Origin of the sequence: Actinoplanes sichuanensis, from assembly GCF_033097365.1 — a bacterium.
Lineage (GTDB): Bacteria > Actinomycetota > Actinomycetes > Mycobacteriales > Micromonosporaceae > Actinoplanes > Actinoplanes sichuanensis.
In genome coordinates this window covers 5724609-5736298 of record NZ_AP028461.1, presented here as the reverse complement: position 1 = coordinate 5736298, position 11690 = coordinate 5724609, and the positions used below count along the sequence as shown (strand labels likewise).

The following is an 11690-nucleotide window of genomic DNA, read 5'->3' as shown; positions in this document are numbered from 1 at the left end:
CCTGCGCGAGTTGGTGCTGATGCGCCGCGTCCGCGACCGCATCGACCGTGACTACGCCCAGCCGCTGGACGTCGAGGCGCTGGCCCGGCACGTGCACCTGTCCGCCGGGCACCTGAGCCGGCAGTTCAAGGCGGCGTTCGGCGAGTCGCCGTACAGCTATCTGATGACCCGCCGGATCGAGCGGGCGATGACCCTGCTGCGCCGGGGCGATCTGAGTGTCACCGAGGTCTGCTTCGCGGTCGGCTGCTCGTCGCTCGGCACGTTCACCACCCGGTTCACCGAGCTGGTGGGCATCTCTCCGGGGGCGTACCGTCGGATGCCGTCCGGTCCGGTCGAGGGCCTGCCGGGCTGTGTGGTGAAACAGGCGACCCGACCGGTCAGGAGCCGACAGCAATGAGTCTCGTCATCCATTCCGCGTTCCTGCCCACCGACGACCACGAGAAGTCCCTGGCGTTCTACCGCGACGGCCTCGGCTTCGAGGTGCGCAACGACGTGGGGTATGGCGACATGCGCTGGATCACGGTCGGCCCGCCCGACCAGCCGCTGACCTCGATCGTGCTCACCCCGCCCGCCGCCGACCCGGGCATCACCGACGCCGAGCGCCGCACCATCGCCGAGATGATGGCCAAGGGTAGCTACGCCGGGATCGTGCTGGGCACGACCGACCTGGCGGCGACCTTCGACAGGCTGCAGGCCACCGGTGCCGAGGTGGTCCAGGAACCGGCCGACCAGCCCTACGGCGTGCGTGACTGCGCCTTCCGTGACCCGGCCGGAAACATGGTCCGGATCAACCAGCTGACCTGACCCCTCACCTGATCAGGAATCAAGAAGCGCGGCCGGCCGACGACCACATAGCGTGACTGGCATGACGAACGAAGGCATCAAGACCGTCCTGCACCCGGTCACCGACCTGGAGAAGGCCAAGGCCGTCTACACCGCCCTGCTGGGCGCCGAGCCGAGCGCCGACAGCCCGTACTACGTCGGCTACGACGTGGCGGGTCAGCACATCGGCCTGGTGCCGGGCGGCCCGAAACAGACGGTGGCCTACTGGCACGTGTCCGACATCGATGCCAAGCTTGCCGAGCTGACCGCGGCCGGCGCGACCGTCGCCGAGGAGCCGAAAGAGGTCGGCCCGGGCCGCCGGGTCGCCACCGTGACCGATCCCGACGGTAACGTTCTCGGACTGCTCCAGGACAGCTGAGTTTCAAGGGGGAGAGACTGTTGAGCGCCCATCGCTCGATCCGGGTGCACGGCGCCCGGGTCAACAACCTCAAGGACGTCAGTGTCGAGATCCCGAAACACCAGCTCACCGTCTTCACCGGGGTGTCCGGCTCGGGGAAGAGCTCGCTGGTGTTCGGCACGATCGCGGCCGAGTCACAGCGGCTGATCAACGAGACGTACAGCGCGTTCGTGCAGGGGTTCATGCCGAGTCTGGCCCGGCCGGACGTGGACGTGCTGGAGGGCCTGACCACGGCGATCATCGTCGACCAGGAGCGGATGGGGTCCGACCCGCGCTCCACGGTCGGCACCGCCACCGACGCCAACGCGATGCTGCGCATCCTGTTCAGTCGTCTGGGTGACCCGCACATCGGCTCCCCGCAGGCGTATTCGTTCAACGTCGCCTCGATCTCCGGGGCCGGTGCGGTCACCGTGGAGAAGCACGGCGCCACCGTCAAGGAGCGGCGCAGTTTCAGCATCACCGGTGGCATGTGCCCGCAGTGTGAGGGCCGGGGCAACGTCAACGACTTCGATCTGACCCAGCTGTACGACGAGACGAAGTCCATCAACGAGGGCGCCATCTCGATCCCCGGGTACAGCATGGAAGGGTGGATGGGCCGGATCTTCCGGGGCTGCGGGTTCTTCGACGTGGACAAGCCGATCGGCAAGTTCACCAAGCGCGAGCTGCACGACCTACTCTACAAGGAGCCCACCAAGATCAAGGTGGATGGGATCAACCTGACCTACCAGGGTCTGATCCCGGGCATCCAGAAGTCGTTCCTGTCCAAGGACGTCGACGCGATGCAGCCGCACATCCGCGCCTTCGTGGAACGGGTGATCACGTTCACCACCTGCCCGGAGTGCGACGGCAGCCGGCTGGCCGAGCACGCCCGCAACTCGAAGATCAAGGGCGTGAGCATCGCCGACGCCTGCGCGATGCAGATCAGCGACCTGGCCGAGTGGGTCCGCGCCCTCGACGAGCCGTCGGTCGCCCCGCTCCTGGAGAAGCTGCAGGCCACGCTCGACTCGTTCGTCGAGATCGGTCTCGGCTACCTCTCACTGGACCGGCCGGCGGGCACGCTCTCCGGCGGCGAGGCGCAGCGCACCAAGATGATCAGGCACCTCGGATCGGCGCTGACCGACGTCACCTACGTCTTCGACGAGCCGACCATCGGCCTGCACCCGCACGACATCCAGCGGATGAACGAGCTGCTCCTGCGGCTGCGCGACAAGGGCAACACGGTGCTCGTGGTCGAGCACAAACCCGAGGCCATCGCCATCGCGGACCGGGTGGTCGACATCGGCCCGGGCGCCGGCACGGCCGGCGGCAACATCTGCTTCGAGGGTACGGTCGACGGCCTCCGCGCCAGCGACACCATCACCGGCCGTCACCTGGACGACCGTTCGCAGCTGAAGCCGTCGGTCCGGACGTCGTCGAGCGCCCTGGAGATCCGCGGCGCGGCCACCCACAACCTGCGGGCCGTCGACGTCGACATCCCGCTCGGGGTGCTGGTCGTGGTGACCGGGGTGGCCGGCTCCGGCAAGAGCTCCCTGATCCACGGCTCGGTGGCCAAGCGCGACGGCGTGGTGGCGATCGACCAGACCGGGATCCGCGGGTCGCGGCGGAGCAACCCGGCCACGTACACCGGTCTGCTGGAACCGATCCGCAAGGCGTTCGCCAAGGTCAACGGGGTGAAACCGGCCCTGTTCAGCGCCAACTCCGAGGGCGCCTGCCCGACCTGCAAGGGCGCCGGAGTGACGTACACCGACCTGGGCATGATGGCCGGGGTGGCCACCCCGTGCGAGGAGTGCGAGGGCAAGCGGTTCGAGGCGTCGGTGCTCGACTACAAGCTCGGCGGCAAGGACATCAGCGAGGTCCTGGCCATGCCGGTGCTGGAGGCGGAGCGGTTCTTCGCCGAGGGCGAGGCCCGCATCCCGGCCGCACACGCCATCCTGAAACGCCTGGTCGACGTGGGCCTCGGCTACCTCACCCTGGGCCAGCCGCTGACCACGCTGTCCGGCGGTGAGCGGCAGCGGATCAAGCTGGCCACCCACATGGGCGACAAGGGCGGCGTCTACGTGCTCGACGAGCCGACGACGGGCCTGCACCTGGCCGACGTCGAGCAGTTGCTCGGCCTGCTGGATCGGCTGGTCGACGCGGGCAAGTCGGTGATCGTCATCGAGCACCACCAGGCGGTCATGGCGCACGCCGACTGGATCATCGACCTGGGTCCGGGCGCCGGTCACGACGGTGGGCGGGTCGTCTTCGAGGGCACCCCGGCCGACCTGGTGAAATCCCGTTCCACGCTGACCGGTGAGCACCTCGCGGAGTACGTCGGCGCCTGACTTCCTTTCCGGGCCGACCGCATCGTGTCTGATCGAGACCATTCTGTGTCGTGATATTGAGCACGCGAAATGGCTCGCCGCGGTCGGCTCGGTGCCGGTTTCGCCGGTTTACACGGGGTGAATTGCGGCAGGCCGTTCTGCTTCGGCAAAGGGATCTCCGTGACGATCGGGATACGGAGCGTGCGGACCGGGCGATCTGAGGGATCCTCCGACGGGTCACCGGACCGGCTCCGGACGTGCCCGGCGCAACCGCCCGGTAGGCCTGGCGGCACCGGTCGGAAGGCCGGTATCGGGAGACTGCATGGCGCGACTGGGCCGCCGGACGACCATGACCGGGGGAATTGACGCGCATCGTCTTGGCGGGTACTCGTACACTGCCAATTCGCGGCACGGGGGAGTGTCGCCCGAACTCTCGAATGGAGATCTCTGCGCATGAAGCGCTTCGTGGCCGGCGCGGTCGCCAGTATCACCGCCCTGACCCTCACGGTCGGGTGTGCGAACCAGATTCAGCAGCTGGAGCCCAAGCTCGAGCTGAAGAAGGCCGCGGAGGACCTCGGCGCCGCGGAGAAGGTCGGCTTCACCATCAAGGCGGGCGGGAGCGTCGACGACCTGATCGCCGTCGCGAAGAAGGAGTCCGCCGGTGACGAGGAGCCCTTCACCGACGAGGACGCCGACATCCTGCGCAAGCTCTACAACTCGTCGTTCACCGTCGCCTGGGACAAGGCCGGCGAGGGTGTCACCGACGACAAGGCGCTGATCAACGCCACGATCGACGGTGTCACCGGCGCCGAGGTCCGGGTCGTCGACCAGGTCGCCTACCTCAAGATCCCGGTCAAGGACCTGGCGACCAAGTTCGGCGCCACCGCGGCCGATGTCGACGAGATGGCCGCCGAGGCGAGCGCCGAGGTTCCCGGTGTGGAGAAGCTGGTCGAGGGCGGCTGGGTGTCGATCGCCGCGGCCGACCTGGAGAAGTTCACCTCCGAGGCCGGTTTCAACGTGACGCCCAGCGCGTCCTCCCAGGCGGAGAACGACAAGGTCGCCGCCGAGCTGAAGACCAGCGCGGAGAACCTGCTCAACGGCGCCGACGTGGTCCGCGACGCGGCCGACTCGACCCACCTCACCGTCACCACGACCACCACCAAGGCGTTCGCCGAGGTCAAGCGCTTCGTCGAGGCGCTCGAGAAGATCGCCACGAAGGACCAGGCCTCGATCCTGGACGAGGCGATCGGCAGCGAGCTCGACACCCCGCCGGCCGAGAAGCCGATCGTCCTGGACCTGTGGATCGACAACGGCAAGTTCAAGGCGTTCGAGGTCAACTACCTCCAGTTCGTCGACGGCGCCACCGGCCGTGCCTCGGTCCGGGTGGAGATCTCCACCGGCGCTGAGATCACCGCCCCGACCGACGCGACCAAGCTCGATCTGGCCCCGATCTTCGAGGCGTTCGGCGGCCTCGGCGGCGCTGGCCTCGGCACCGGCGGCGAAGGCGGCAACGACGCGAAGGTGTGGGCGGAACTGGTCGGTCAGCAGGCCGTGCTCTCCGCGCTCGCCCAGGGCGGCAAGCCCGCCAAGTACCTGAAGCAGGCCGCCGACGAGACCGCCTTCGGCGACATCAAGATCAAGGTAGTCCGCACCGGCGTCGCCCAGGTCAACTCGGGCGCCAGTGTCGCCTGCGTGACCGTCCCGGCCACCACCAGCGGCAAGCCCAAGGTCGTCGAGGCCGCCTGCTGACGCCCTGAGCCCTGACCGGAGCCCGGCCCGCCTTCACGGCAGGCCGGGCTTCGCCGTTTCGTGGACCGTGTCGGTCCCGGCGGAGTGGTTCCGGGATCGTCAGGCGGTGCGGGCCCGGCGGAGCAGTTCCGGGTCGTGGGCGTTGACGATGGTCAGGTCGGGGTCGGCGGCTGACCACAGCTCGGCCAGCCGTTCGTGGTTGGCCCGGACCAGGGCGCGGTCGTAGGCGATCATCCGTTCCGAGGCGGCCAGCATTCGCGGATGAGGGGTGGTCCCGTCGATCTGGCCGCGGTGGTAGAAGGCGTCCCCGGCGTGCAGGATCCACCGGTCCCCGGCGTCGACCGCGACGGCCGCGTGCCCCCGGGTGTGTCCGGCCAGGCCGATCAGGACGACACCGGGCCGCACCTCGACGGCCGAGGCGAAACCGCGCCACCCGTCGCCGGACGCCGGATCGTGTTCGATCAGATCGGGGCCGTGCGAGCGCTGCGCGGCCGGGTAGCGGTACCGCTCGTTGGCGGTGCGCGGGCGCTGAGCGGCGTCCGACTCGGCGGCCGTCAGGTGCACCCGTGCGTGCGGGAAGTCGGCCAGGCCGCCCGCGTGGTCGACGTCGAAATGCGTGAGCACGATGTCCCGTACCGAAGCCGGGTCGTGACCGAGACGCTCCACCTGCCGCAAAGCCGTCTCGGAGACGTCCAGGACCGGCTTGATCAGGTGGCGCGCCGTGCCGATCCGGCGGGCCGGATCGGCCGCGTCCTGCAGGCCGAAGCCGGAGTCGACGAGCAGCAGGCCGTCGCCGGTCTCGACGAGCAGGACGTGGCTGACCAGTCCGCCCGGTGTCAGGGCCGGCCGCATGGTGCCGCAGTTGAGGTGGTGGACCCGCATCGGCCGCCTCCGATCTTTCATTCATCCGGTGAATTCACCGGGGTCCGGAAATCCTATGCGCTGAGATCCAAAAGTGATGTCACGGTCTGTGGTCGACGATTCTTTCAGCGCTGAAAATCGGTTTCCATCGCTCGCGCAGGTGCTGTCGACGGATTCCTGCTTGCGATACCTGGTGCCGGTTCCGAATTCCGGTGTGTGCCGGAGAGTGTGCAGGCGGGGTGCGAGGTTACCGGTGCGGACGGTCACCCAAGGTGATCGGCGTGCGCGGAGTGCATTGAACGTCACTGATAGCCATACCCGTTCTTCACCACGTAAGGTTCTTCCGGCTCAGTTGATCAACTGTGGGCACGACCCTCGCGAAGGAGGCTGAACAGGACCAACTACTCTTCTGGCTTCGTCCACAAAGGACAACTTTCCTGCTGACTCCTTCCCCCCTCAAGGAGATAGACAAATATGGCTACAGTAGCCGCGGCCATGGCCCGCCGTACGGTCACAGCGGGCGCTGCCTGGGCACTGGGCGCCACCACGTCCGCCCCGATGGTCGTTCTCGTCGGCGGTATCGTCGCCACCTACGCCGGTTCCGAGGTGACGGCGCTTCCACTCCTCTTCGCTCTGGTCGGCGGTGTGGTCACACTGCTGCTCGTCGGATATGCCGCCATGGTCCGAGCGGTGCCGCACTCGGCCCCCTACTACGCCATCACCGCCCGCGGGCTCGGCGCGACGAGCGGTGTCGCGGCCGGCTTCGTCGCCCTGCTCGCGTACAACGCCCTGCAGATCAGCCTCTACGGACTGTTCGGCGCGATCATGTCCGGGATCACCGGCGTCGGCGCGTGGTGGCTGTTCGCCGCCATGGCGATCGGTGTCGTGACGGTCCTCGGTACCCGTCGCATCGTCCTGTCGACCCAGATCGTGATGGGCGTACTGGTGGCCTCGCTCCTGGTCGTCGGTCTGTTCGTCGTCTTCGGGTTCGTCGACGCGCAGAACGGCATCCCCACCGCCGCCTTCGATCCGGCCGGCCTCAGCGTTCCCGGTCTCGGCCTCGCGGTCGCCCTCACCCTGGCCGCCTACACCGGCCCCGAAGGCATGGCCGCGTTCATCGAGGAGGAGGACAGCGGCGAGGGCAAGCGCGGCCGGGCGATCAGCCGCGGCATGATGATCTGCGCGCTCAGCCTGATCGGCATCTACACCGCGGCGGCGTGGGCCATGCAGGCCGCGACCGGTTCCGACGAGGTGGCGGCGGCCGCCCTGGCCGACGACAACCTGCCGGTGACGCTGCTGTCCGACCGGGTGCACCCGGTCTTCGGCATCCTCGGCGTGGTCATCCTGGTCCTGGCGATCCTGACCTCACTGATCAGCTTCCACAACATCATCAACCGGTACGCCTTCGCGATGAGCCGCGAGCAGGTCCTGCACCAGTTCCTGTACCGCACCGGCGCCGGCACCGCGGCCGACGCCCCGGTCGGCGCGAGCCGGGCCCAGAACGCGCTCGCCGCCGTGGTGGTGCTGGTATGGGCGATCTCCGGCGCCGACCCGCAGAAGACCCTGTTCGCCTGGGCCAGCACCGTCGGCGCGATGGGCCTGCTCGCCCTGCTGATCGTCTCGGCGGCGGCCGCGCTGCGCTACTTCGCCCGTAACTCCGACTCCGGTGAGAGCGGCTGGGCCACCACCGTCGCGCCGCTGTTCGGTCTGGCCTTCGGCATCGCCATCCTGGTCACCATGCTCCTTCAGCTCGACGCCCTGGCCGGCGCCGAGCCCGGCTCACTGGCTCCGTACACGATGCCCGCTCTGCTCGTCGTCGCCGCGATCGCCGGCATCTGGCGAGCGCTGATCCTGCGCCGGTCCCGGCCACAGGTCTATGAGGGCATCAGTCACGGCGTGCCCAGCGTGTACGCGGTTCCCGACCGCATCGACCTCTGAGCCCCGCGAAGGGAAACCGAGACCCCATGTCGTACAACTTCCCCGGCCGACATGCTCAGCCCTCCCGGGACGACGGCTCCTCGACCCCACCCTGGGGGTCGCCCGTCCCGCCGCAGCAGTCCCAGCAGTATCCGACCCAGCAGTATCCGACGCAGCAGTATCCGCCGCAGCAACCACCGGCCTGGCATCAGCACGCGACTCCGCAGGCGCCGCCGCAGCAGCAGTGGCAGCAGCCGCAGAACGGTCCCTCCCCGGAGGACCGGCGCTGGGCGTATCTGCGGCACAGTGCCGGCACCAGTCTGCGCGGGATCAACGCCATCCACGTCACCCGGGCGCTGGAACGGCTGCACTCCCGGGACCAGCCGCTGGCCCCGCACGGCGTGACCCTCTTCTTCATCACCGAGGCGCCCTCGCAGCACCTGGGCTACCAGGTCCTCAGCGCGTCCCGGTGGGGTTACGCCGGTCCCGAGTACGACAACCTGATCGCGTTCCTGACCGGCCTGAACGCCACCGCGCGGACCTTCATCGCCCAGCACGAGAAGGCCGACCGGGTGTGGGATCCGCGTGACCCCGACTATCTGATGGTCAACGTCGGCGACATACAGCGTCCGTCGACACCGACCCGCTATGTCGGGATCGGCATGGAAACCCTCAACACCGACTCCCGGCAGTGGTACGACGTGGTGCCGGTCCTGCTCAGCTCGGGCATCAGCAGCCTTCAGGCGATGAGTTACGTACCGGGCGAGGGGGCGGCTCTGCTCGTCGACGGATCCGAGATAAGGGTGGTCCGCGACGACAACAAACGCGGCCGGGGCAACGACCTGATCTGCAACAACCCGCTCGACGCGACTCAGGTTTACTCCACCACCCAGAACGTGCCGGAGCGGTTCGGCGGGCAGTTGCGCCAGGCGTGGCCGGCGTTCCAGGAGTTGGCGCAGACCCTGGCCGCCCATCTGAACCCACACGGTCAGGTCTGGTGAATGAGGTGGACGCGCCTGCGATATGGCCGGGGGACTGGTCGGAAGCACTGAGGCTGGACCGGGCCCCCGGTCTGGCCGACGTCGACGCCGTCATGACCATGCTGATCGCCCGGGCCGATCAGGCCCAGCGCCGGACCATCGGGTTCCCGGCGGCCACCGACATCGACTGGAGCCGTACCCAGGGGTTGTTCACCAGGCTCTTCAACAACGTCGGTGACCCCGGTACGGCCCCGTCCGGTGCGGCGCACACCAACGCGCTGGAGGTCGAGGTCATCCGGTGGTTCGCCGACGTCGTCGGGCTGCCGCAGAACGACCGCTGGGGGTACGTCACCTCCGGCGGCACCGAGAGCAACATCGCCGCGCTCCGGGTCGCTCGTGACCGCTACCCGGACGCGGTGCTCTACCTGACGCACGCCAGCCACTACTCGATCCGTAAGACCGCCGGGCTGCTCGGCATCCACCCGCACGACGTGGCCATGGTCCGGGACAGCTGGTACGGCGAGATGGACTACGGCCACTTCGAGCAGCTGGTGGCCAGGCATTCGGGCCGGCCGGCGATCGTGGTGGCCACCGCCGGCACCACCCTGTGGGAGGCGGTCGACCAGCCGGACCGGATCGAGAGGATCCTCGACGAGTACGGGGTGACCCGCCGGCACGTGCACGTCGACGCCGCCCTGTCGGGCATCCCGCTCGCTCTGGACGGGATGCTTGGCCTGGGCGCCGGCAGCCCGGTCGACAGCATCGCCATCTCCGGGCACAAGTTCCTCGGTACGCCGATCCCGTGCGGCGTGGTGGTGATGCGCGACAGCGTCCGGGTGGAGCGGGGCGAGCACATCAGCTACACCGCCACCCTGGACAGCACGATCCTCGGCTCCCGCTGTGGGCAGGCGGCGGCCCTGCTGTGGACGGCGATCGCCGTCTACGGCCGTAACGGCCACCAGGCGCGGGCGCTGCGGGCCCGGCGGATCGCCGCGTACGCGGTGGAGCGGATCAGTTCGATCGGTTGGCCCGTCTATCGGCATCCGGACGCGTTCACCGTGGTGCTGCAGACCCCGCCGGCCGCGCTGACCGCCGAGTTCGGTTGGGTGCTGTCGGTCGACGGCGACTTCTGCCACATCATCTGCATGCCGGGCGTGACCAAGGAGGTCGTCGACGAGTTCGTGGCCGACCTGGGTCGGGTCGTGGCCCGCTGGGCGGTGATGGCCGAGTGCCGCAGCCGGCCGGTGTGGCGGGGCCTGGACGCGGGGGAGGACCGCATCCTGTCCGCGTGATCACTGCCCCGGGCGGCGCCCGGGTGACAACATGCAGTCTGTGGCGCACCGGCTGATACTGATCAACGGGCTTCCCGGGTCCGGCAAGAGCACCCTCGCCGGGCGGCTGGCGTCCGCGTTACGCGTACCGCTGATCGGTAAGGACGCCTTGAAAGAGGCGATGGCCGGAGCCGTGCCGGGTGTTCCGCCGGGTGCTCTCGGGCCGCTCGCCGCGCAGCTGATGTGGGAGCTGGCGACCGCCACACCCGGTGTGGTCATCCTGGAGAGCTGGTGGTTCCGGCCCCGCGATCTCGGGTACGTGGCCGAGGGGGTGGCCCGGTCGGGTGCCCGCAGCACGGTCGAGATCTGGTGTTCGGTGCCGCCCGAGGTGGCCGCCGAACGATACCGGGCCCGGGGCCGGCACGCCGTACACGAGGATGATCGTCGTCTTCGGGAGGACTGGCCGCGCTGGGCCGCCGAGGCCGAGCCGCTCGGTCTCGGGCCGACGATCGTGGTGGAGACCGATCGGCCGGTCATCGCGACGCACCTCATCCAGGCGATCACCGAGGCCATCGGTGGTGTGTAGCAGTTGGTAAGGCGTACGACCCCCCACGGTTGTACGAGCCGACGAGAATGGCATGGGTCAGCGGGGTTCACGGAGAGGGCGGACGTGTACGAACTGGTCAAGAGGGTCGTCCGATTGCGGGTGGAGGGGGCGGAACACGTGCCGGCCGACGGGCCGCTGCTGCTGGCCTCGAACCACCTTTCCATCACGGACTCGACGTTCCTGCCGATGGCGGTGGCCCGGCACGTCACCTTCATGGCGAAAGCCGAGTACTTCACCGGTCGCGGGCCGTTCGGGCGGTTCGTGTCCTGGTTCATGTCGCGGGACGGGCAGGTCGCGGTGGACCGGGACGACAAGCGGGCCGCGGTCGCCTCGCTCGACACCTGTCTCGACGTGCTGAACCGGGGGAACGCGTTCGCGATCTACCCGGAGGGCACCCGCTCGCCGGATGGCCGGCTCTACCGCGGCCGGACCGGGGTGGCCTGGTTGGCGCTGAAATCGGGGGCGCCGGTGGTGCCGGTGGCGATGTTCGGCACCGACCGGGTGCTGCCGCCCGGCTCGGTGATCCCGCGGCCGGCCCGGGTCCGGGTCGTGTTCGGTAAGCCGGTGCAGCTCGCGGCGATCGCGACCGACCCGGAGAACGCCCGTGAGCGACGCATCGCCACCGAGGCGATCATGGCTGCGATCGGCAAGATCTCCGGCCAGGAGTACGTACCGAAGTACGCCCGCGCCTGACCACACGAAGGGCGTCCCAGCTGCTGGATCATCGCGGCGGGACGCCCTTTCGCATGCCTGCTGTGCCCA

Annotated in this window: 11 protein-coding genes; 10 read left to right on the top strand and 1 reads right to left on the bottom strand. The window is 69.1% G+C overall.

Annotated elements, in window-relative coordinates:
* Positions 1-19 precede the first annotated feature (19 nt).
* The 5 genes from Q0Z83_RS26440 to Q0Z83_RS26420 all read left to right on the top strand — a co-directional run bounded on the left by Q0Z83_RS26440 (position 20) and on the right by Q0Z83_RS26420 (position 5292).
* Positions 20-397: a helix-turn-helix transcriptional regulator gene (locus Q0Z83_RS26440; RefSeq protein ID WP_317797134.1), complete on the top strand. Its 378-nt coding sequence runs from the start codon at positions 20-22 to the stop codon at positions 395-397.
* Positions 394-804 carry a VOC family protein gene (locus tag Q0Z83_RS26435; protein ID WP_317796701.1) on the top strand — a complete coding sequence of 137 codons (411 nt, stop codon included), beginning with the start codon at positions 394-396 and terminating at the stop codon, positions 802-804. The genes Q0Z83_RS26440 and Q0Z83_RS26435 overlap by 4 nt, the downstream gene beginning before the upstream one ends.
* A 61-nt stretch (positions 805-865) precedes the next feature.
* Positions 866-1201, top strand: a complete 336-nt coding sequence (locus tag Q0Z83_RS26430; protein ID WP_317796700.1) for a VOC family protein — start codon at positions 866-868, stop codon at positions 1199-1201.
* A gap of 20 nt (positions 1202-1221) precedes the next feature.
* Positions 1222-3564 (top strand): excinuclease ABC subunit UvrA, encoded by a 2343-nt coding sequence (locus Q0Z83_RS26425; protein WP_317796699.1) that lies wholly within the window; start codon positions 1222-1224, stop codon positions 3562-3564.
* A 432-nt stretch (positions 3565-3996) separates the two neighbouring features.
* Positions 3997-5292, top strand: coding sequence for a hypothetical protein (locus Q0Z83_RS26420; RefSeq protein WP_317796698.1), 1296 nt, complete (start codon positions 3997-3999; stop codon positions 5290-5292).
* Positions 5293-5391: 99 nt separating this feature from the next.
* Here the strand turns inward: Q0Z83_RS26420 and Q0Z83_RS26415 are convergent, their stop codons facing one another.
* On the bottom strand, positions 5392-6174 hold the full coding sequence (locus tag Q0Z83_RS26415; protein WP_317796697.1) for an MBL fold metallo-hydrolase: 783 nt from the start codon (positions 6172-6174) through the stop codon (positions 5392-5394).
* A gap of 453 nt (positions 6175-6627) precedes the next feature.
* On the opposite strand from Q0Z83_RS26415, the gene Q0Z83_RS26410 reads away from it, so the two are divergent.
* The 5 genes from Q0Z83_RS26410 to Q0Z83_RS26390 all read left to right on the top strand — a co-directional run bounded on the left by Q0Z83_RS26410 (position 6628) and on the right by Q0Z83_RS26390 (position 11621).
* On the top strand, positions 6628-8091 hold the full coding sequence (locus Q0Z83_RS26410; protein ID WP_317796696.1) for an APC family permease: 1464 nt from the start codon (positions 6628-6630) through the stop codon (positions 8089-8091).
* A 26-nt stretch (positions 8092-8117) separates the two neighbouring features.
* Entirely contained in the window at positions 8118-9071 is a 954-nt protein-coding gene (locus Q0Z83_RS26405; protein WP_317796695.1) for a hypothetical protein, read from the top strand.
* A complete protein-coding gene (locus Q0Z83_RS26400; RefSeq protein WP_317796694.1) occupies positions 9068-10342 on the top strand; it encodes a histidine decarboxylase in 1275 nt (424 codons plus the stop codon). The genes Q0Z83_RS26405 and Q0Z83_RS26400 overlap by 4 nt, the downstream gene beginning before the upstream one ends.
* A 31-nt stretch (positions 10343-10373) precedes the next feature.
* A complete protein-coding gene (locus tag Q0Z83_RS26395) occupies positions 10374-10907 on the top strand; it encodes an AAA family ATPase (protein ID WP_317796693.1) in 534 nt (177 codons plus the stop codon).
* Positions 10908-10991: 84 nt separating this feature from the next.
* Positions 10992-11621 (top strand): lysophospholipid acyltransferase family protein, encoded by a 630-nt coding sequence (locus tag Q0Z83_RS26390; RefSeq protein ID WP_317796692.1) that lies wholly within the window; start codon positions 10992-10994, stop codon positions 11619-11621.
* The last annotated feature ends 69 nt before the right edge of the window (positions 11622-11690 follow it).

Bases quoted from the DNA above. Each gene is read 5' to 3' on its own strand.
- Q0Z83_RS26395 (WP_317796693.1), top strand. From the start codon at position 10,374: ATGCAGTCTGTGGCGCACCGGCTGATACTGATCAACGGGCTTCCCGGG.
- Q0Z83_RS26430 (WP_317796700.1), top strand. From the start codon at position 866: ATGACGAACGAAGGCATCAAGACCGTCCTGCACCCGGTCACCGACCTG.
- Q0Z83_RS26420 (WP_317796698.1), top strand. From the start codon at position 3,997: ATGAAGCGCTTCGTGGCCGGCGCGGTCGCCAGTATCACCGCCCTGACC.
- Q0Z83_RS26440 (WP_317797134.1), top strand. From the start codon at position 20: ATGCGCCGCGTCCGCGACCGCATCGACCGTGACTACGCCCAGCCGCTG.
- Q0Z83_RS26415 (WP_317796697.1), bottom strand. From the start codon at position 6,174: ATGCGGGTCCACCACCTCAACTGCGGCACCATGCGGCCGGCCCTGACA.
- Q0Z83_RS26410 (WP_317796696.1), top strand. From the start codon at position 6,628: ATGGCTACAGTAGCCGCGGCCATGGCCCGCCGTACGGTCACAGCGGGC.
- Q0Z83_RS26435 (WP_317796701.1), top strand. From the start codon at position 394: ATGAGTCTCGTCATCCATTCCGCGTTCCTGCCCACCGACGACCACGAG.
- Q0Z83_RS26405 (WP_317796695.1), top strand. From the start codon at position 8,118: ATGTCGTACAACTTCCCCGGCCGACATGCTCAGCCCTCCCGGGACGAC.